Annotated in this window: 17 protein-coding genes and 1 pseudogene; 10 read left to right on the forward strand and 8 right to left on the reverse strand. The window is 69.6% G+C overall.

All coding sequences use genetic code 11. The annotated features are described in order from the left end of the window. Nucleotide 1 precedes the first annotated feature (1 nt). Complete coding sequence (cobT, locus tag QM774_RS06040; RefSeq protein ID WP_414975018.1) at nt 2-1,600, forward strand: nicotinate-nucleotide--dimethylbenzimidazole phosphoribosyltransferase; 1,599 nt, start codon at nt 2-4, stop codon at nt 1,598-1,600. 30 nt (nt 1,601-1,630) lie between these two features. Here cobT and QM774_RS06045 read toward each other — a convergent pair. Then, nucleotides 1,631-1,879, reverse strand: a pseudogene (locus QM774_RS06045) (DUF1348 family protein); the annotation flags it as partial. A 46-nt stretch (nt 1,880-1,925) separates the two neighbouring features. Here QM774_RS06045 and QM774_RS06050 point away from each other — a divergent pair. Continuing rightward, a complete protein-coding gene (locus QM774_RS06050; protein ID WP_414975019.1) occupies nt 1,926-2,480 on the forward strand; it encodes a TetR/AcrR family transcriptional regulator in 555 nt (184 codons plus the stop codon). Nucleotides 2,481-2,485: 5 nt separating this feature from the next. On the opposite strand, the gene QM774_RS06055 is transcribed toward QM774_RS06050, so the two are convergent. Continuing rightward, complete coding sequence (locus QM774_RS06055) at nt 2,486-3,586, reverse strand: branched-chain amino acid aminotransferase (RefSeq protein ID WP_414975020.1); 1,101 nt, start codon at nt 3,584-3,586, stop codon at nt 2,486-2,488. Nucleotides 3,587-3,652: 66 nt separating this feature from the next. Further along, nucleotides 3,653-4,762, reverse strand: coding sequence for a glycine cleavage system aminomethyltransferase GcvT (gene gcvT, locus QM774_RS06060; protein WP_414975021.1), 1,110 nt, complete (start codon nt 4,760-4,762; stop codon nt 3,653-3,655). A gap of 71 nt (nt 4,763-4,833) precedes the next feature. Here gcvT and QM774_RS06065 point away from each other — a divergent pair, with 71 nt between their 5' ends. The 6 genes from QM774_RS06065 to QM774_RS06090 all read left to right on the forward strand — a co-directional run bounded on the left by QM774_RS06065 (nt 4,834) and on the right by QM774_RS06090 (nt 11,683). Next, nucleotides 4,834-6,363 (forward strand): leucyl aminopeptidase, encoded by a 1,530-nt coding sequence (locus QM774_RS06065; protein ID WP_414975022.1) that lies wholly within the window; start codon nt 4,834-4,836, stop codon nt 6,361-6,363. A 171-nt stretch (nt 6,364-6,534) separates the two neighbouring features. Next, a complete protein-coding gene (gene sucB, locus QM774_RS06070; RefSeq protein WP_414975023.1) occupies nt 6,535-8,292 on the forward strand; it encodes a 2-oxoglutarate dehydrogenase, E2 component, dihydrolipoamide succinyltransferase in 1,758 nt (585 codons plus the stop codon). Nucleotides 8,293-8,305: 13 nt separating this feature from the next. Further along, nucleotides 8,306-9,190, forward strand: a complete 885-nt coding sequence (locus tag QM774_RS06075; RefSeq protein ID WP_414975024.1) for a TIGR01777 family oxidoreductase — start codon at nt 8,306-8,308, stop codon at nt 9,188-9,190. After that, a complete protein-coding gene (lipB, locus tag QM774_RS06080; protein WP_414975025.1) occupies nt 9,183-9,860 on the forward strand; it encodes a lipoyl(octanoyl) transferase LipB in 678 nt (225 codons plus the stop codon). The genes QM774_RS06075 and lipB overlap by 8 nt, the downstream gene beginning before the upstream one ends. Beyond that, nucleotides 9,821-10,885, forward strand: a complete 1,065-nt coding sequence (gene lipA / locus QM774_RS06085; RefSeq protein ID WP_414975026.1) for a lipoyl synthase — start codon at nt 9,821-9,823, stop codon at nt 10,883-10,885. Before lipB ends, lipA begins: the two co-directional genes overlap by 40 nt. 42 nt (nt 10,886-10,927) lie before the next feature. Continuing rightward, on the forward strand, nt 10,928-11,683 hold the full coding sequence (locus QM774_RS06090; protein WP_414975027.1) for a DUF4191 domain-containing protein: 756 nt from the start codon (nt 10,928-10,930) through the stop codon (nt 11,681-11,683). Between the two features lie 72 nt (nt 11,684-11,755). Here QM774_RS06090 and QM774_RS06095 read toward each other — a convergent pair whose 3' ends face one another. The 5 genes from QM774_RS06095 to QM774_RS06115 form a co-directional block, all read right to left on the reverse strand. Beyond that, nucleotides 11,756-12,463, reverse strand: coding sequence for a DUF805 domain-containing protein (locus QM774_RS06095; protein ID WP_414975028.1), 708 nt, complete (start codon nt 12,461-12,463; stop codon nt 11,756-11,758). A 56-nt stretch (nt 12,464-12,519) separates the two neighbouring features. Then, the gene (locus QM774_RS06100; protein ID WP_414975029.1) at nt 12,520-14,022 is read right to left on the reverse strand and encodes a flavin-containing monooxygenase; all 1,503 of its coding nucleotides are present in this window, start codon (nt 14,020-14,022) and stop codon (nt 12,520-12,522) included. Then, complete coding sequence (locus QM774_RS06105; protein ID WP_414975030.1) at nt 14,019-14,978, reverse strand: patatin-like phospholipase family protein; 960 nt, start codon at nt 14,976-14,978, stop codon at nt 14,019-14,021. Before QM774_RS06105 ends, QM774_RS06100 begins: the two co-directional genes overlap by 4 nt. Further along, nucleotides 14,975-15,793, reverse strand: coding sequence for an SDR family oxidoreductase (locus QM774_RS06110; RefSeq protein WP_414976604.1), 819 nt, complete (start codon nt 15,791-15,793; stop codon nt 14,975-14,977). The genes QM774_RS06105 and QM774_RS06110 overlap by 4 nt, the downstream gene beginning before the upstream one ends. Before the next feature lie 186 nt (nt 15,794-15,979). Further along, nucleotides 15,980-16,474: an RDD family protein gene (locus QM774_RS06115; RefSeq protein WP_414976605.1), complete on the reverse strand. Its 495-nt coding sequence runs from the start codon at nt 16,472-16,474 to the stop codon at nt 15,980-15,982. A gap of 327 nt (nt 16,475-16,801) precedes the next feature. On the opposite strand from QM774_RS06115, the gene glnA reads away from it, so the two are divergent. Together glnA and QM774_RS06125 are read left to right on the forward strand one after the other, a co-directional pair. After that, on the forward strand, nt 16,802-18,235 hold the full coding sequence (glnA, locus tag QM774_RS06120) for a type I glutamate--ammonia ligase (RefSeq protein ID WP_414975031.1): 1,434 nt from the start codon (nt 16,802-16,804) through the stop codon (nt 18,233-18,235). 94 nt (nt 18,236-18,329) lie between these two features. Beyond that, complete coding sequence (locus QM774_RS06125; protein WP_414975032.1) at nt 18,330-19,253, forward strand: alpha/beta hydrolase; 924 nt, start codon at nt 18,330-18,332, stop codon at nt 19,251-19,253. The last annotated feature ends 87 nt before the right edge of the window (nt 19,254-19,340 follow it).

Consider the following 19,340-nt stretch of genomic DNA (forward strand, 5'->3'; position numbering starts at 1 on the left):
CGTGCGCACCCTGGTGCTGGGCGGCATCGGGTCCGGAAAGACCGCCTACGCCGAATCCCTTCTGGACGGTCACGACGACGTCCACCGCATCGGCGGCGACGTCGCCGCTGAACTGACGGCCGCCGATCCCGGTTCGCCTGCGCTCGTCGAGGACCTCGGCGCCTGGATCGGCGACCGGCTGACCGGCAAGGGTGCTCCGGCCGATCCGTCGGCGGAGATCACCGCACTGTGCGAGGCGATCGCGGCGTTCGCCGGCGAGGTGGTGATCGTGAGTCCGGAGGCCGGGCTGTCGGTGGCGACTGCCGCGGCCGGGCGGCGGCTGCAGGAGGTGACCGGCCGGGTGAACGCGGCGGTCGCGCGGGTGTGCGAGAACGTGGACTTCGTCGTCGCCGGACGGCCTCTGGCCCGCTCGGCGCAGTCCCCGGCCGATGCGCCGTCCTCCCCCGCGGCGACTCCGGTGATTCCGGAGGTGCCGGCGGCAGCGCCCGTCGCCGCACTGCTCTCCACGGGCGACGGCACCTCTCACACGGAGGCCGTGACCACCGACGCCGAGGTCTTCGATGCGGTCGACCTCCCCGACCCGGCCGTCGCCGAGCAGGCACGTGATCGTCTGGCGACACTGGTCGTTGCGCCCGGATCGCTGGGCCGGATCGCCGACCTCGCCGCCTGGGTCGCCTCGTGTCAGGGAGCGTGCCCGCCGCGGCCGATCGCGGCGCCGCAGGTCGTCGTGTTCGCCGGTGACCACGGCGTGTCCGCCGACGGTGTGTCGGCGTATCCCCGTGAGGTGACCGCGCAGATGGTGCGGACCGTCGACGCCGGCGGTGCCGCGATCAACGTGCTCGCGCGCCGCGCGGGCGCGGGTGTTCAGGTGCTCGACCTGTCCGTCGACGCCGCGCCCGGAACGTTCGCCGACCACGTGGCACGGTTCAAAGTGTCCCGCGGCAGCGGTGATCTGCGCCGTGGCGAGGCGATGAGCCTGGCCGATGCGCGTCGTGGCGTCGCCGCGGGCCGCCGCGTCGCCGACGGCCTCGTCGACGCCGGCGCCGACCTGCTGATCGCCGGCGATCTCGGTGTCGGTGACACCACTCCGGGCGCGACGCTGATCGGCGTGATCACCGGGAAAGAGCCGGTGACTGTGGTGGGTCGCGGTTCGGGGATCGACGACAACGCCTGGATCCGCAAGACCGCTGCAATCCGGGACGGCATGCGATTCGGGCGGCCCCACCGCCACGACCCGCTCTCGTTGCTGGCCGCCGTCGGCGGACCGGATATCGCGGCGACCGCCGGTTTCCTCGCCCAGGCGGCCCTGCGCAAGACCCCGGTGATCCTGGACGGCATGGTCACGTCGGCCGCCGCCCTGATCGCGGAGATGCTGGCCCCCGGCGCCTCGGCCTGGTGGACGGCCGGTCATCTCTCACCCGAGCCGGCACACGCGTTCGCGCTGACCGAGCTCGGCCTGACACCGATTCTGGATATGGCGATGAACCTCGGTGACGGTTCGGGCGCCGTGACCGCACTGCCGCTGGTGGCCGCCGCCGTCGACGTCCTCGCCGACACGGCGACCCGCGCCGACGCCGGTGTCGCCGACAGTCTGACCTGAGGACGTCGATGGCCTCTCTCGCCGCCTGAGTCAGCGCAGCGGGAAGTCCCGGCCCCGTTCGTCTACCGTACGAGGGCCGAAGATCCGTCGTTCCGATTGCGTGATGGCGACATCGTTGATGCTCGCCTCTCTGCGCGACATCAGGCCCGAGTCAGCGAACTCCCACAGCTCGTTCCCGTAGCTGCGCCACCACTGGTCGACGTCATCCCGCCATTCGTACTGGAACCTCACCGCTATGCGGTTCCCGTACGTAAAGAACGATCGTTCTTTACGTAGCGACGCTACTCTGAAGAACGATCGTTCGCAATAGCGCGGAAGGGACCCGATGCCAGCAGCACTCACCGACGAACAGCGCGAATCCGACCGCGGCACCGTGCTCGATGCCATCGAGCCGCTCGTCTACGCGCGCGGGGTTCAGGCCGTCGGCATGGACGAGATCCGCGAGGCCAGCGGCCTGTCACTCGCGCGCATCTACGGCGCCTACCCGTCCAAGGACGCGATGGTGACGGCCATGCTGAAACGCCGAGACGCTCGGTGGCGCTCGGAGCTCGCCGCCGCCGTCGACCATCACCCGAATCAGCACGACAAGGTCGTCGCACTCTTCGATTGGCTGCACGACTGGTTCGCCTCCAGCGGATTCCGCGGATGCGCCTGGATCAACGTCAACGGGGAGTACTCCCCCTCGTCCCCGGAGATCGCCGCAGAAGTTCGCCGCCACAAGGCGGCGTTCGCCGCACAGATCGACAGCTGGATCCCGGATCCCGCCACAGCGGACGCGGTGTACCTCCTGGCCGAGGGCGCGATGGCCACCGCCGGGATCACCGGCGACCCCGAGGTGGCGCGGCGAGCCCAGTCGGCCGCCCTGCGCCTCCTCGGCTGACCGGTCTACGGGTACAGCGTGGTCATCCAGCCGTGCTTGTCGGCGAACGTGCCGCGCTGCAGACCGGTGAGGGTGTCGCGCAGGGCCTGAGTCACCTCGCCGGTGGTGCCGTCACCGATCAGATAGTCGTCGGTGGCGCTCTTGACCCGGCCGACCGGGGTGATCACGGCGGCCGTGCCACAGGCGAAGACCTCGGAGATCTCGCCGGACGCAGCGCCCTCACGCAGCTCGCCGACCGAGATCTTGCGCTCGCTGGTCTTGTAGCCGGCGTCGGCGGCCAGCGTCAGCAGCGAATCCCGGGTGATGCCCGGCAGCAGCGACCCGGACAGCTCCGGCGTCACCAGCTCGGCGTCCGAACCGGTACCGAGGACGAAGAACAGGTTCATCCCGCCCATCTCCTCGATGTAGCGCCGCTCGATGCCGTCCAGCCAGACCACCTGGTCGCAGCCCTGTTCGGCGGCCTGCGCCTGCGCCAGCAGCGAGGCGGCGTAGTTGCCGCCGAACTTGGCGGCGCCGGTGCCGCCCGGCGATGCGCGGACGTATTCGGTGCAGAGGTAGACGCTGACCGGCTTCACGCCGCCGGAGAAGTAGGCGCCCGCCGGGGACGCGATGACGACGTACCGGTACTGATCGGCCGGCCGCACCCCCAGGTTCGGCTCACTGGCGAACATGTACGGCCGCAGGTACAGCGACTCCTCGCCGCCGGCCGGCGGCACCCAGGCGTTGTCGACGGCCAGCAGCGCGCGCAGCGACGCGACGAAGTCGTCGACCTCGAGCCTCGGCATGGCCAGACGATCGGCGGACCGCTGGAACCGCTCGGCGTTGGCCTCCGGCCGGAACGCGGCGATGGTGCCGTCGGGCTGCCGGTAGGCCTTCAATCCCTCGAAGATCTCCTGCGCGTAATGCAGCACCATCGCGGCCGGATCCAGCGCGATCGGGCCGTACGGGGTGACGCGGGCCGAATGCCAGCCGCGGTCACGGTCGAAGTCCACCGTCACCATGTGGTCGGTGAAGTAGTTGCCGAAGCCCGGCGCCTGCAGGATCTCGTCCCGCTGATGCTGGGGAACCGGGTGAGGATGCTCGGTGTTGGCGAACTGCAAGGTCATGGCAGTCAGACTACCGTCGCCCGGCAACGGCTTTTACCGGGCTCGCACCAGGCGGACCGTCGACGGTCAGACGTGGCTCTCGACGAAGGGCGGGTTGACCACTTCGCAGGTGACGTCGCGGCCGCGCACGTCCACCACCACCTCGTCGCCCGGCTGCACGCCGGCGAGGGTGTCGATGAAGGCGAGGGCGATACCGCAGCCGAGCGTCGGCGAGAACGTCCCCGAGGTGCATTCGCCGATGACGTCGCCGCCCGGACGCAACCGCACATCGCAACCGGCCCGCAGCACGCCGCGGCCGGTGGCCTTCAAACCGGTCAGCCGGCGGGCCGGGCCCTGCTCCTTCTCGGCGACCAGGGCGTCCCGGCCGAAGAACTCCGGCTTCTTCCAGCCGACCGCCCAACTGCTGCGGGCCTGCACCGGGGTGATGTCCTCGCTGAGCTCGTGCCCGTGCAGGGCGTAGCCCATCTCGGTGCGCAGGGTGTCGCGGGCGCCGAGACCGGCCGGCAGACCACCGCGGGCCTGCACCTGCTCGTAGAGCGCATCCCACACGGGGCCGGCGTCATCCCACTTCGGGATGATCTCGAAACCCTTCTCGCCGGTGTAGCCGCTGCGGCACACCCGGACCGGGACGGTTCCGGCGGCGGTGGCCAGTTCGGCGTCGGCGAACGCCATGTACTCCATGCCGGTCGGCAGACCGAGGGCTTCGAGAACCTCGGGTGCCTGCGGGCCCTGGACGGCGAAGATCGCATAGTCGCGGTGCTGGTCGGTGACGGTCACGCCCTCCGGTGCGACTGCAGCGATGGCCTTCACGACCGACGCGGTGTTGGCCGCGTTGGGCACCAAGAACACTTCGTCGTCGCTCACCAGGTAGGCGATGAGGTCGTCGACCACGCCGCCGTTCTCGTTGCAGCACAGCGTGTACTGCGCCTTGCCCGGCTCGATCTTGCCCAGATCGTTGGTCAGCGTCCGGTTCACGAGGTCGGCGGCACCCGGGCCGGCGACCAGCGCGTTGCCCAGGTGGCTCACATCGAAGATGCCGACGGTGGTGCGGACCGCGTCGTGCTCGGCCTTGGTGCTCGAGTACGAGACGGGCATGTTCCAGCCGCCGAACTCGGCGAAGGTGGCGCCGAGGTCGGCGTGACGGTCGGCGATCGGGCCGGCGAGCAGTTCAGTCATGCGCTCACCGTATCGCGTCCGGTGCGGCGACGACGGACCAGCACCGCCGCGCTGTGGCAAAGTGGTTCGACGTGAGCAGCAAGAGCATCATCGACCGCCGCCGGGGACCGAAGATCGACGTCGTCACCGGACTGACCAAAGACGACGACGTGCTGGTGGTGGGGCTGATCGCGCCCGGCACCGACGACGATCGCCCCGACGCGCGGCCCACGCTGCTGCTGAGCGACGACCTCCTCGACGATGCCGCCGCCGACGCCCTCGACGAGGCGCTCGCCGCACTCGACGCGTCCGGCAAGAAGGGGCAGACCGTGACGCTGCCGGCACCGGCCGGACTGCCGGTGCGTCTGGTGGTGGCCGTCGGTCTGGGCAGCGTCGCCGAGTCGCAGGATGCGGAGAACATCCGGGAGGCGGCAGGCAACGCCCTGCGCGGCCTGGACGGCGCCGGCACCGTGGTGTCGACGCTCTCGGTCGCCGACCTGACGGCTGCGGCGCAGGGGTCGTACCTGGGTGCCTACCGGTTCGACGAATACCGCAGCACTCCCCCGGCCAAGGCGGCCCCGGCCGCGGTGTCGCTGGTGGTGCCGCAGAAGACCAAGCAGGTCAAAGCCGAGCTCGAGCAGGCCGTGATCATCGCCGACGCGGTCGCGCTGGCCCGGGACTTCGTGAACACCCCGCCCAACGACCTGTACCCCGGCGAGTTCGCCGACCGGGCACGCGCCGTGGGCAGCGCCGCCGGACTGACGGTGGAGATCCTCGACGAGAAGGCACTGGAGAAGGGCGGCTACGGCGGCATCCTGGGTGTCGGTCAAGGCAGCTCGCGTCCGCCGCGTCTGGTCCGGCTCACCTACGCGCCGTCGAGTGCCCGTTCGAAGGTCGCGCTGGTGGGCAAGGGCGTCACCTTCGACACCGGCGGCATCTCCATCAAGCCTGCCGCCGGCATGGATCACATGACCTCCGACATGGGTGGCGCGGCCGCCGTGATCGCCGCGACCGTCGCCGCCGCCAGACTCCATCTGGACGTGGCGGTCACCGCCACCGTGCCGATGGCCGAGAACATGCCGTCGGACACCGCGCAGCGGCCCGGCGACGTGCTCCGCCAGTACGGCGGCACCACCGTCGAGGTCCTCAACACCGACGCCGAGGGCCGGCTGATCCTGGCCGACGCCATCGTGCGCGCCTGCGAGGACGCACCCGACTACCTGATCGACACCGCGACCCTGACCGGCGCGCAGATGGTGGCGCTGGGCACCCGGACCCCCGGCGTGCTCGGCACCGACGAGTTCCGGGACCGCGTGGCCCGCATCTCGCAGGAGGTCGGCGAACGCGGATGGCCGATGCCGATGCCGTCCGAACTGCGGAGTGATCTGGACTCCCGGGTCGCCGACCTGGCCAATGTGACCAACCATCGGTGGGGCGGAATGCTCAGTGCGACCCTCTTCCTGCGTGAGTTCGTGGCCGACGGCGTCGGGTGGGCGCACGTCGATGTGGCGGGCCCGGCGTTCAACGCCGGCGGCCCGTGGGGGTACACCCAGAAGGGCGGAACGGGTGTGCCGGTCCGCACGCTCATCGCGGTTCTCTCGGACATCGCCGCAGCGGGCTGACCGCCTACCGACGGGTACCTCCGGTCCGCCCTGAAACACCTCCGCGCAAGGGGTAGTGTTCAGAAACGAGGACCCGGCCGATCGGCCGGACCCGACATACGTCTGTCGGTCGACGCACCATCCGGCGCTTCCGGCACAGTTTCACTATGACGAACTAGGGAGCACGAAGACATGGCCCACTCGGTCGAGATGCCCGCACTCGGTGAAAGCGTCACCGAGGGGACCGTCACCCAATGGCTCAAGCAGGAGGGTGACACCGTCGCCGCCGACGAGCCGCTGCTGGAGGTCTCCACCGACAAGGTCGACACCGAGATCCCGTCGCCGGTGTCGGGTGTGCTCATCAAGATCGTCGCGCACGAAGACGACGTCGTCGAGGTCGGCGGCCAGCTCGCGCTGATCGGCGAGGCCGGCGAAGCCGCCGGTGACGCCGGCGGCGATGCGGCCCCGGCCGCCGAGGCCGCGCCCGAGCCGAAGGCCGCTCCCGAACCCGAGCCTGCGGCCGCGCCGGAACCCGCCGCCCCCGCTGAGGCGCCCGCCGCCACCGAGCCCGCTGCTTCGGAGCCCGCCGCAGCCGCTTCCGCCGGCGGCCAGGACGTCACCATGCCCGAGCTGGGCGAGTCCGTCACCGAGGGCACCGTCACCTCCTGGCTCAAGCAGGTCGGCGACACCGTCGCCGTCGACGAGCCACTCGTGGAGGTCTCCACCGACAAGGTCGACACCGAGATCCCGTCGCCGTACGCCGGGGTTCTGGTGGAGATCGTCGCGAACACCGATGACGTGGTTCCCGTGGGTGGACGCCTCGGCGTGATCGGTGCCGCCGGCAGCGCACCGGCCGCGGCTCCCGCCGCCGCTCCGGCACCCGCAGCAGCCGAGCCCGCCGCACCCGAGCCGACCGCACCGGAGCCTGCCCCGGCAGCCGCTGCTCCCTCCCCGGCACCCGCGGCCGCCGACGATTCCAAGGACCTCAAGTCCACCCCGTACGTGACACCGCTGGTCCGCAAGCTGGCCGAGGAGAACAACGTCGATCTGGCGTCGATCACCGGCACCGGAGTCGGTGGCCGCATCCGTAAGCAGGACGTGCTCGCCGCGGCGGAGGCCGCCCAGGCACCCGCCCCGGAGGCTCCGGCAGCGGCACCGGCGGCAGCCGCCGCGGCCGCTCCCGCCGCACCCACGGCAGCCGCACCGTCGGCACCCGACCTCTCGGGACTGCGCGGCACCACGCAGAAGATCAACCGCATCCGGCAGATCACCGCGGCCAAGACCCGCGAGTCGCTGCAGGAGAGCGCACAGCTCACACAGGTGCACGAGGTCGACATGACCGCGATCGCACACCTGCGTCAGCAGGCCAAGGAGACCTTCAAGAAGAACGAGGGCGTCAACCTGACCTACCTGCCGTTCTTCGCCAAGGCCGTCGTGGAGGCACTCAAGGCGCACCCGAACATCAACGCCTCCATCGACGAGGCCGCCAAGGAGATCACCTACCACGCGGAGGTCAACCTCGGTATCGCCGTCGACACCGAGCAGGGCCTGCTGTCCCCGGTCATCCACAACGCCGGCGACCTGTCGCTGGCCGGTCTGGCGCACGCGATCGCCGACATCGCCGACCGGGCGCGCAGTGGCAACCTGAAGCCGGACGAGCTGGTGGGTGGCACGTTCACCATCACCAACATCGGCAGCAACGGCGCCCTGTTCGACACCCCGATCCTGGTGCCGCCGCAGGCCGCCATGCTCGGTACCGGTGCCATCGTCAAGCGTCCGGTCGTGATGACCGCCGCCGACGGCACCGAGTCGATCGCGGCCCGCTCGATGGCCTTCCTGCCGCTGACCTACGACCACCGTCTGATCGACGGCGCCGACGCCGGACGTTTCATGACGACCGTCCGTCAGCGCCTGGAAGGCGGCGAGTTCGCCGCCGATCTCGGACTGTAGAGGCCGGCCGGCGATGCGGATCGCCGTCGCCGGCAGCCACGGTCTGATCGGCTCGGCACTCACCGATTCCCTCGCGGCATCGGGCCATCAGGTGACGCGTCTGGTGCGCGGCACCGAGTCCGGCTCCGGTCAGATCCGCTGGGATCCCGAGGCCGAACCGCTCGCACCCGAGGTGCTGGACGGCGTCGACGCCGTGGTGGGTCTCGGGGGCGTCGGTATCGGCGACGCCCGCTGGAGCGGCGCGGTCAAGCAACGGCTGCGCGACTCCCGGATCACCCCCACCGAGGTGCTCGCCGAGGCCGTCCGCGACGCCGGAATCCCGGTGTTCGTCAACGCCAGCGCGACCGGCTACTACGGGGACACGGGCCGCGACGCCGTCACCGAGGCCTCCCCCGCCGGCACCGGGTTCCTGGCCGGGCTGACCGCCGACTGGGAGGCGGCGACCGCCGCGGCGTCGGAGTCGTCGCGGGTGGTTCTGCTGCGCACCGCACCGGTCCTGTCGCGCAGCGGTGGTCTGCTGGCCCGGCTGCGCCGGATCTACCGGCTCGGTCTGGGCGGTCCGATCGGATCGGGTCGCCAGTTCTTCTCCTGGATCACCCTCCCGGACGCGATCGGCGCCATCACCCACGCCCTCACCGACGAGGACATCGCCGGACCGGTGAACCTGTCGGCGCCACAACAGGTCCGGTACCGCGAGTTCAGCGATCTGCTGGCCGCCCGACTGCACCGGCCCGCATTCGTCCACGTCCCCGGTGCCGTGGCCCGCGCCGCCGGCGGCGAGATGGCGCAGGAACTGCTGCTGGCGTCCTCACGCGTGGAACCGGCGGTTCTGACCGGGACCGGCTACGTCTTCGAGCAGCCGACGCTCGCCGAAGCACTGGAGTACACCGATGCGTAAAGGATCGGCCCGTCTCGACACCACCCCCATCGAGGTGCGGCGTCTCGGCACCGTCGACTACGAGGCCGCCTACACCTTGCAGCACGAACTGGCCGCCCAACGCGCCTCCGGCGAACTCGACCACGACCTCCTGCTGCTCCTGGAGCATCCGTCGATCTACACGGCCGGCAAACGCACCGAGGACTCCGACCGGCCGGTCAACGGTGCCCGCGTCATCGATGTCGACCGCGGCGGCCGGATCACCTGGCACGGTCCCGGTCAGCTGGTGGGATACCCGATCGTCCGCCTCGCCGAGCCTCTCGACGTGGTCGACTACGTGCGGCGGATCGAGGAGGCCCTCATCCGGACGTGCGCCGACCTGGGTGTGGACACCACACGGGTGCAGGGCCGATCCGGTGTGTGGATCGTCGACGGACAGGGTGAACGCAAGCTCGGCCAGATCGGTATCCGCGTCGCCCGCGGGGTCACCCTGCACGGCTTCGCACTCAACGTCGACCCCGACATGTCGGTGTTCTCGGCGATCGTGCCGTGCGGGATCGCCGACGCCGGCGTCACCTCGCTCGCCGCCGAACTCGGCCGCCGGTTGTCGGTCGACGAGGTTCTCGACGCGGTGGCCTCCCACGTGCCCGAATGCCTGGACCACGACGCGAGCGTAGGATCGGAACAGTGACCGCGCAGCCCGACTCCCCCGCCCAGCCCGAAGGCCGGAAGCTGCTCCGTCTGGAGGTGCGCAACGCGCAGACCCCGATCGAGCGCAAGCCGAAGTGGATCAAGACCCGCGCCACTATGGGGCCGGAGTACTCCGAGCTCAAGGGTCTGGTCCGCAGCGAGGGACTGCACACCGTGTGCGAAGAGGCCGGCTGCCCCAACATCTACGAATGCTGGGAAGACCGCGAGGCCACCTTCCTGATCGGCGGCGAACAGTGCACCCGCCGCTGCGACTTCTGCCAGATCGACACCGGCAAGCCCGCGCCGCTGGATCGGGACGAGCCGCGCCGCGTCGCCGAGTCGGTGCAGGCGATGGGGCTGCGCTACTCGACGATCACCGGCGTCGCCCGGGACGATCTCCCCGACGAGGGCGCCTGGCTGTACGCCGAGACGGTCCGCAAGATCCACGAACTCAATCCGGGCACCGGCGTGGAGAATCTGATCCCCGACTTCCACGCCAAGCCGGATCTGCTCGACGAGGTGTTCGACGCCCGCCCCGAGGTGCTGGCCCACAACCTGGAGACGGTCCCGCGCATCTTCAAGCGGATCCGTCCCGCGTTCCGCTACGAGCGCTCACTGGACGTGCTGACCCAGGCCCGCGATTTCGGTCTGGTCACCAAGTCGAACCTGATCCTCGGCATGGGTGAGACGCCCGACGAGATCCGCGAGGCTCTCCGGGACCTGCACGATGCCGGCTGCGACATCGTCACGATCACCCAGTACCTGCGTCCCTCGCCGCGCCACCATCCGGTGGAGCGCTGGGTGAAGCCCGAGGAGTTCGTCGAGCACTCGGACTACGCCCGCGAGCTCGGCTTCGCCGGGGTGATGGCCGGTCCGCTGGTGCGGTCGTCGTACCGCGCCGGCCGCCTGTATGCGCAGGCGATGGCCCACCACGGACGTGAGCTGGATCCGGCGATGGCTCACCTCGCCGAAGAGGGCAGCACCGCGCAGGAGGCGTCGTCGCTTCTCGAGCGTCTGGCTCGCTGACCCTGGCGCCGCGACCGGTGCGGGCCCCGTAGACTGGGCGGCATGGCGAAGGCGACAGACCCCACCAAAGAGGCCAAAAAGGCACTGAAGGACGCGCGCAAGGCGGAGAGCAAGGAACGCCGCCAGCAGATGTGGCAGGCCTTCCAGATGCAGCGCAAGGACGACAAGCTGCTCATCCCGCTGATGCTGGGTGCGTTCGTGCTGTCGGTGCTCCTGTTCACGCTGCTCGGCCTGTTCGCGTTCGGCAGCCCGTGGTTCATGATCCCGGCCGGTATCGCGATCGGCGCCCTGCTGGCGTTCATCATCTTCGGCCGCCGCGTGTCGTCCAGCGTCTACAAGAAGGCCGAGGGCCAGCCCGGCGCGGCCGGCTGGGCACTGGGCAACATGCGCGGCCAGTGGCGTGTACAGCAGGCCGTGTCCGGCAACACCCACCTGGATGCCGTGCACCGGGTGATCGGCAAGCCGGGCATCGTCCTGGTCGGCGAGGGTAATCCGGCCCGCGTGAAGACCCTGATCGGCCAGGAGAAGAAGAAGACCGCGCGCGTGGTCGGCGACACCCCCATCTACGAGGTGGTCGTGGGCAACGACGACGGTCAGATCCCGCTCGGCAAGCTGGAGAAGCACATCAAGAAGCTGCCCGGCAACATCGACAAGTCGCAGATGGAGTCGCTCGACGGCCGTCTGGCGGCCCTGGCCAGCAAGGGCGGCGCCGGTGCGGCCATGCCCAAGGGCCCCATGCCGCAGGGCGCGAAGGTGCGCAACGCGCAGCGAACGGCTCGTCGCCGCTCCGGCAGCTGACGCCCTCCCCGACAGAAGAGAAGTGCCCCGGTCCGATGGACCGGGGCACTTCTCTTCTCGAATCGGTGGGGATCAGGCCTGCGGGGGCTGCTGGGTCGGGGGAACCTGGCCCTCGATCTTCTGCTCTGCCTCGTGCAGGAGTCCGCCGAGCGAACCGGTCTGGCCCTGCGGCGGCACCTGACCCTGCGGCGCCACCGGGGGAACCTGACCCTGCGGGGCGGCCTGGCCCTGCGGAGCGAACTGGCCCTGCGGCGGCACCTGACCCTGCGGGGCGACCTGGCCCTGCGGCACCTGGCCCTGGTGGCCGTGCGTCGGCGGCACGTAACCGGCCGGCACCGGCGGGCCGTACTTCGGCGCGTTCGGCGAGGTCTGCAGCGCGCACATGATGTACACGATGATGCCGCCGATGCCGCCGATCAGGGTGAGCAGGTAGAACCAGCCGGAGAAGCCGGCGTCGTGGAGACGGCGCACGGTGACGGCGATGGTCGGGACGATGATGCCGAGGCCGAACACGACCAGCAGGATCGACATGATGACGCCGAAGGCGTTGAGCGAGACGGTGCCGGAGTAGGTATCGGTGTGCATACCGAGCCCCAACAGGATGCCCAGAACAGCGCCGATGACGGCGGTGCCCAGGACCCACCACCAGAACTCACGGCGGCTCGCGCGGCCGGAGAAGGTGGCGTACTTCTTGAATCCGCGCTTGATGGCGTCGACGAAGCCGATGCCGTAGTCGGGCCACTCGATCGGCGGTGTCTGCGTCACTGCTGTGTTAGTCATGGGAGACATTGTGCCCGCCCTGCCCGGCGTTTTCGCTACAAAACGCGTAAGTCCTGCTACGCCGTGGGTGAACCGCTGGGTGCGGCGACGCCGGTTTCCACGGTGAAGTCGGCCGGGTCCGGGGTGTCGAGCATGCGTTCCATCGTCTTGCGGTCGAACGGCCAGAGGTCGATCGTGCCGGACTCGGTGAAGTACCACGAGTTACAGCCGGTGTTCCAGACCGTCGGCCCCATGGCCTGGGCGACCTCGTCGTAGAACCGGTCGGTGGCCTCGCCGGTCACCTCGATGCGGTCGACGTCGCCGCGTGCCCAGCGGTCGATCCACTGGCTGATGTAGTTCGCGGTCAGCTCCGCCGAATGCTGCAACGAGATCGATCCGGTCGGCGAGTTGGGTCCGAGCACGGTGAACAGGTTCGGGAAGCCGGGAATCGCGGTCATCCGGTAGGCGCGGGGCCCCTGCGCCCAGGCCTCGTCGAGGGTGAGCCCGCCGGCGCCGGTGATCGCCATCGGCCGCATGTAGTCGTGGGCCCGGAACCCGGTGGCCAGAACGATCACGTCCACGCCGTGCTCCACGCCGTCGGCGGTGACGATGCCGGTCGGCGTGACCTTGTCGATGGCCTCACTGACGAGCTCGGCGTTCGGCTTCTGCAGCGCGTTGTAATACGTGCCGGAGACGACCTGCCGTTTGCACAGCGGCTGATAGTCGGGGGTGAGCCTGGCACGCAGCTTCGGGTCACGGACCTGGGCGCGCAACGACAGCTGCGCGTACTCCTGCACCAGACGACGGCGCCAGCTCGGGCGCAGCACGACGTCGGCGAAGATGCCCGACCCCCACAGCAGACCGCGATACAGGTCGCGGTGCACCGTCGGCAGCCGGCCGAGAAGCGAGGCGGTGCCGGGCACCTGCGGCAGCTGCATTGGCGCCCACAGCACCCATTGCGGGGACCGGACGAAGTGGATCAGTTTCGCCGCTCGCGGCTGTAGCGCCGAGACCACCTGGACTCCAGTGGAACCGGTGCCGAGAACCGCGATCCGCTGACCGTCGGTCTGCAGGTCGTCGTCCCAGCGCGCGGTGTGCACCACCGGGCCCGCGAAATCGTCGAGTCCGTCGATGTCGGGAATGTTCGGGTTCTCCAGCACGCCGGTCGCGCAGAGGACGAAGTCGGCGGTGATCGTCTCACCGTCGGCGGTCGTGACGGTCCATTCCGCCGTGGCGTCGTCGAAATCGGCGGAGACGACCTCGACGTTGCAGCGGATGAGACCGGACAGCCCGGACCGGTCGACGACGTCGCGGTGATACCGCTGGATCTCCGGGCCGGTCGCCCAGACGCGACTCCAGTCGGGTTTGGGTGCCCACCCGAACTGGTAGATCTGCGACGGGACATCGCAGGTCAGGCCCGGGTAGTGGTTCCAGTACCAGACGCCGCCGACGTCGGAGCCCTTCTCCAGTACGGTGACGTCGGTGAATCCGGCCTGCGTCAGCACATGAGCCGCGGTGATTCCGGCGACACCGGCACCGATGACGATGATCCGCGGTTCGCGGACGCGGTCGCCGGTCATCGCACGTCCTGCAGTTCGAGGGCGGCGGCGACCGTCGCGCGGGTGGTGTGCAGGGATTTCTCGAAGGCCTCGGCACGGTGGCCGCGACTCATGAAGTTGGCGCCGAGCACATCGAGTTCGTCGGCGGTCGGAGAGATCACGACCACCCGGGTGCCCCGGGAGCGGACCTGCCGGACCTCGCGCTGCAGGACCGCGGACATCGGCCTGCGCAGCAGCGTCGCCTCGGCGAGGCCGCCGAGACCGGGTCCGCGGACGTCATCGAGTCCGGCCATCGACGCGATCACGTAGACGACGTCGGCGTCGTCGGCGCCGATCAGATCGACCGAGGCGGTGGAGGCCGCGCCGCCGTCCACGTAGCGGCGGCCGGCGACGTCCACCGGCGGCATCCACGACGGGATCGCCCAGGACGCGCGGAGCGCCTGGCTCAGGGTGGCGGCCGTGCTCAACGCGCCGTCGCCTCCGGTGGCCTCCCCCGGCCCGGTGAAGGCGATACGTCGGTCGTCGCCCGGGCGGTAGGCGACCAGCCGGATGCCCGGACGGTCGACCCACGTCTCACCGGGTGGGCAGACGGATGTGGCGAGGCGGTCCAGCCAGCCGGCGTCCCCGCGCCCGCGCGGCGCGATGCCGGTCAGGGCCCGGTGTCCGCCGCTCCGCGTGAGGGTCGACAGGGCGGGCACGGCGGGGCCGGGGATCGGCGGGATGCCCGACGGGGTGTCGGCGAGGTGGGCGGCGAGCCGCTCGTCGCTCGCCAGACCGAGCTGCATGTCGACCAGGTCGCCGACCGTGAACCCGCCGCCGAGCATGGTGGCGATCTCGGCGCCGGCGGAGGTGCCCTGCACGATCGCCGCGTCGCGGGGATCCCACCCGAGTTGTTCGGACAGCGCGTTGAGCGCGGCGATCGACCAGGCTCCGCCGATCGTCCCGCCGCAGCCGATGGCGAGGGCGATGCGGCTCATCGGTCCGCCTCGGCGGCGGCGCGACCGCCGACGGCGGCGTTCTGGCTCGCGTGCCGTTCGATGCGATCGAGGTACGTTCGCCGGCCGATCGGATCGAGTGCCATGGCCTGGTCGTGACCGATCAGGCGGCGGGCGAAGCGTTCGACGGTCTCGGGAAGGAACGCCTCGACCAGTCCCCATCCCGGGAGCACCCAGGTGGGCGAGGAGGTCGTGGCGGCCCGGGTGGTCAGCGTGCGCAGGATCTGAGCGGCGACGTCGTCGGGGTCGACGGTCGGCAGCACGGACAGGTCGGCGCCCGACGACAATTCGGTGCGGACGGCCGACGGCATGATCGCCGAGACCGTGACCCCGGTGCCGTCGTATTCGCGGCGGGCGGCCAGCGAACCGCCGAGCACGGCGTACTTACTGGTGTTGTAGGTGACCATCCCGGGCAGCGGGATCATGCCGGCCATCGAGGACACGTTCACCACGTGGCCCCTGCCGGCCTGTGCCATCAGCGGCAGTACGGCGTGCATGCCGTTGAGGACGCCGCGCACGTTGACGTCGAGCATGAGATCGGTGGTCGCTTCGGGTTCGTCGGCGAACGGTCCGACCGGCATGACTCCGGCGTTGTTGACCAGGACGTCGAGCCGGCCGTGCTCGGCCAGGATCTCGTCGATCAGCGGAGCCCACGACGCCCGGTCGGTGACGTCGAGGCGACGGGCGACGGCGCCCGGAATCGCGGCGGCCGTCTGCTTGGCGACGTCCTCGTCGAGGTCACCGATCCAGACCTGCGCACCCCGGGAGGCGAACAGTGCCGCGGTCTTCTCCCCGATGCCGCGCGCCGCCGGTGATCAGGACGACCGCCCCCTGTGGGTCGATGTCCGGCACTCCCCGCAGATAGCCGATCCGGGACGTGACCGCCCGGGTCAGGTTTCCGATGACGTCCATGCGCTTGCACTCCACTCGACGACGCAACTATGACATCGGTCAATGTAACAGTCGGCGAGCGGCCGAGGGCGTCAGCGGGTGCGGACGATCGCCGTCCCGGTGGCCCGATCGTGCATGGCGCGGCCGTTGTAGTCGTTGATCAGCGCCGGCACCACGAACATCACCAGCAGCTGACGGCCCAGAGCCCGCACGGGTCCGACCGCGGCGCGCGGCTGTGTCCCGGCGGCTTCCGCCGCTGCCCGCTCCGGACCGAAGTCGACACGCGCGACCCGGGTGCCGACGATGAACTGTCCGGGGGTGAACCCGAACAGTGTGACGGTCACGACGCCGACGACGAACCAGATCCCCAGCACCACCAGGCCGATCTGACTCGAGCCGAACGGCACGAAGATCAGCGCGATGCCGTAGGCCAGCAGCCAGTCGACCAGCAGGCCGAGCACGCGGGTCCAGCCGCCGGCCAGCGAACCGGGACCCGATTCCGGCAGGCCGAGGTCCTGGCCTCGGTACTCGTTGTCGGTGTCTCCGCGGTACGGGCCGGTCAGCCAGGTTCCGGCGGCCTCACGCAGTTCGGCACGGGACGGCCCGTTGTTCCGGTTCGGACCGTTCTTCCGGTTCTGCCGATTCTGCCCGTTCTGCCTGCTCTCGCCCGAAGCACTCATGCCCGCAAGTGTACTGACCTGCCGATTCACACCTGTTTCCGCGCCCCCTCCCACCTCATCGGCGCCATCGGGACGCAACGTGAAAGGGTGCTGCGTAACATGCGGGAAACATTAGGGTGACTCTCGGGCAATGTCGCTTCCCTAGCGTGAGACCCGAGATTCACGACCTTTTCCGGCGTGAGTTGCCGGCCAGAGGTTCTGGCCGCACGGCAAGTAATAAGGAGTCCGGCGAACGTGTACACCACGAACGAAGAACTGCTCGAAGGCATCAAGAAGGAAGGTGTCGAGTACGTCGACATCCGCTTCTGTGATCTTCCGGGCACCATGCAGCACTTCTCGATCCCGGCTTCGGCCTTCGACGAGTCCGTCTTCGAGGACGGCCTGGCCTTCGACGGTTCCTCCGTCCGCGGCTTCCAGTCGATCGACGAGTCGGACATGATGCTGCTGCCCGACCCGTCGACCGCGCGGATCGATCCGTTCCGCAAGGCCAAGACGATGAATCTGAACTTCTTCGTCCACGACCCGTTCACCCGTGAAGCCTACAGCCGCGACCCGCGCAACGTCGCCCGCAAGGCCGAGGACTACCTGAAGTCGACCGGCATCGCCGACACCTGCTTCTTCGGTGCCGAGGCCGAGTTCTACATCTTCGACTCGGTGTCCTACGGCTCCGAGATGAACGGCACCTTCTACGAGGTCGAGTCGGTCTCGGGCGCCTGGAACACCTCGGCTCCGACCAACCCGGACGGCACCCCGAACCTCGGTTACAAGGTGCGCCCGAAGGGTGGCTACTTCCCGGTGGCCCCGTACGACCACTACGTCGACCTGCGCGACGAGATGTCGACCAACCTGACCAACGCCGGCTTCACGCTCGAGCGTGGTCACCACGAGGTGGGCACCGGCGGCCAGGCCGAGATCAACTACAAGTTCGACACGCTTCTGCACGCCGCGGACGACGTCCTGCTGTTCAAGTACATCATCAAGAACACCGCGTGGCAGAACGGCAAGTCGGTCACCTTCATGCCGAAGCCGCTGTTCGGCGACAACGGTTCGGGCATGCACGCCCACCAGTCGCTGTGGAAGGACGGCAAGCCGCTGTTCCACGACGAGTCCGGTTACGCCGGTCTGTCGGATCTGGCCCGCTACTACATCGGCGGCATCCTGCACCACGCCCCGAGCCTGCTGGCCTTCACCAACCCGACCATCAACTCGTACAAGCGTCTGGTTCCGGGCTACGAGGCTCCGATCAACCTGGTGTACAGCCAGCGCAACCGCAGCGCCTGCGTCCGTATCCCGATCACCGGCAACAACCCGAAGGCCAAGCGCCTCGAGTTCCGTTGCCCGGACAGCTCGGGCAACCCGTACCTGGCGTTCGCCGCGATGATGATGGCCGGCCTGGACGGCATCAAGAACAAGATCGAGCCGCACGAGCCGGTCGACAAGGACCTGTACGAGCTCCCGCCGGAGGAGGCCAAGGGCATTCCGCAGGCCCCGACCTCGCTGTCCGCGGTGATCGACAAGCTGGAAGAGGATCACGACTACCTGACCGCCGGCGGCGTCTTCACCGAGGACCTCATCGACACCTGGGTCGCGTACAAGCGTGAGAACGAGATCGATCCGGTGCAGATCCGTCCGCACCCGTACGAGTTCCAGCTGTACTACGACTGCTGATCAGCTGATCTGATCCCGGGAGGGGACGCCGGCCGTACTGGCCGGCGTCCCTTCTCTCTTTCGCCGTCCGTGGAAATGGGCAAGGATCGGGCTCATGAGCGCCGACGAACGGACAGACCTCCGCATCCCCCGCGACGGCCACACGCTGGCCGCATGGCACTACCCCGCCGCACCATCAGAGTTGTGTGACGGGGACGGCCGCGCGCCGGCGGTGATACTCGGACACGGCTACAGCCTGACGCGCGATTGCGGCCTCGACCGCTACGCCGAGCAGTTCAGCGCCGCCGGCATCCACGCACTCGTCATCGACTACACCGGGTTCGGGGACAGTGACGGCGAGCCTCGTGACGTCGTGTCGGTGACCTCGCAGCTGCGCGACTACGAATGCACGATCGCTGCGGTCCGGAGCATCGACGGCATCGATCCGGACCGGATCGCCCTGTGGGGCACGTCGTACTCCGGTGGTCTGGTCGTCGCGGCGGCTGCCGCCGACCGGAGGATCGCGGCGGTGATCGCTCAAGTACCGAACCTCGACAACCTCGCCACCCTCCGGTTCCTGGTGGCCAAAAACCCGGCACGGCACATGTCGTGGCTGAGTGCGGCCGTCACCCGGGACGTGACCCGCGCGCTGACGCGCCGCCCGCCCTTCTACGTCCGCGCCATGGGGCCGGCCGGAACCCGGTCCGCCTACGTCTCGGATCAGTCGTGGGAGGAGGTGTCCGCGATCGCCGGACCGCAGTGGCACAACCGTGTCGGACTGCGCGATTTCGCCTCCCTGCCCGTGTTCCGAGCGGTCAGCCGCCTGGACCGGCTGCCGTGCCGGATCCAGCTGTTCGCCGCCGACCACGACGATCTGACCCCGGTGGCTCCCACGCTGGCCGCCGCCCGACGACTCGGTGCACGCGCCGAGCTCCATCGCGTGGCCGCCGGACACTTCGGCATCTACGCCGACCCCCATTTCGGGACCGTCATCGAGCAGCAGGTCAGGTTCCTGAGCAGCGAGCTCTCCCTCGGGTGAGGCCACCCTTTCCCGTCCAGGATCCTCACAGAGAACACCGGCACGACATGAGATAACGTGGCGCGGGACATGAACGAGACGAGGCGG

This window comes from Gordonia sp. (in: high G+C Gram-positive bacteria), from assembly GCF_047600565.1.
In the GTDB taxonomy this organism is placed as follows: domain Bacteria; phylum Actinomycetota; class Actinomycetes; order Mycobacteriales; family Mycobacteriaceae; genus Gordonia.

Excerpts from the sequence above, each read along its gene's own strand:
- QM774_RS06105 (WP_414975030.1), bottom strand. The coding sequence starts at position 14,978 with ATGAGCCGCATCGCCCTCGCCATCGGCTGCGGCGGGACGATCGGCGGA.
- QM774_RS06090 (WP_414975027.1), top strand. The coding sequence starts at position 10,928 with ATGGCGAAGGCGACAGACCCCACCAAAGAGGCCAAAAAGGCACTGAAG.
- QM774_RS06100 (WP_414975029.1), bottom strand. The coding sequence starts at position 14,022 with ATGACCGGCGACCGCGTCCGCGAACCGCGGATCATCGTCATCGGTGCC.
- QM774_RS06125 (WP_414975032.1), top strand. The coding sequence starts at position 18,330 with ATGAGCGCCGACGAACGGACAGACCTCCGCATCCCCCGCGACGGCCAC.
- lipB (WP_414975025.1), top strand. The coding sequence starts at position 9,183 with ATGCGTAAAGGATCGGCCCGTCTCGACACCACCCCCATCGAGGTGCGG.
- QM774_RS06075 (WP_414975024.1), top strand. The coding sequence starts at position 8,306 with ATGCGGATCGCCGTCGCCGGCAGCCACGGTCTGATCGGCTCGGCACTC.
- lipA (WP_414975026.1), top strand. The coding sequence starts at position 9,821 with ATGCCTGGACCACGACGCGAGCGTAGGATCGGAACAGTGACCGCGCAG.
- QM774_RS06050 (WP_414975019.1), top strand. The coding sequence starts at position 1,926 with ATGCCAGCAGCACTCACCGACGAACAGCGCGAATCCGACCGCGGCACC.
- gcvT (WP_414975021.1), bottom strand. The coding sequence starts at position 4,762 with ATGACTGAACTGCTCGCCGGCCCGATCGCCGACCGTCACGCCGACCTC.
- QM774_RS06095 (WP_414975028.1), bottom strand. The coding sequence starts at position 12,463 with ATGACTAACACAGCAGTGACGCAGACACCGCCGATCGAGTGGCCCGAC.
- QM774_RS06055 (WP_414975020.1), bottom strand. The coding sequence starts at position 3,586 with ATGACCTTGCAGTTCGCCAACACCGAGCATCCTCACCCGGTTCCCCAG.
- sucB (WP_414975023.1), top strand. The coding sequence starts at position 6,535 with ATGGCCCACTCGGTCGAGATGCCCGCACTCGGTGAAAGCGTCACCGAG.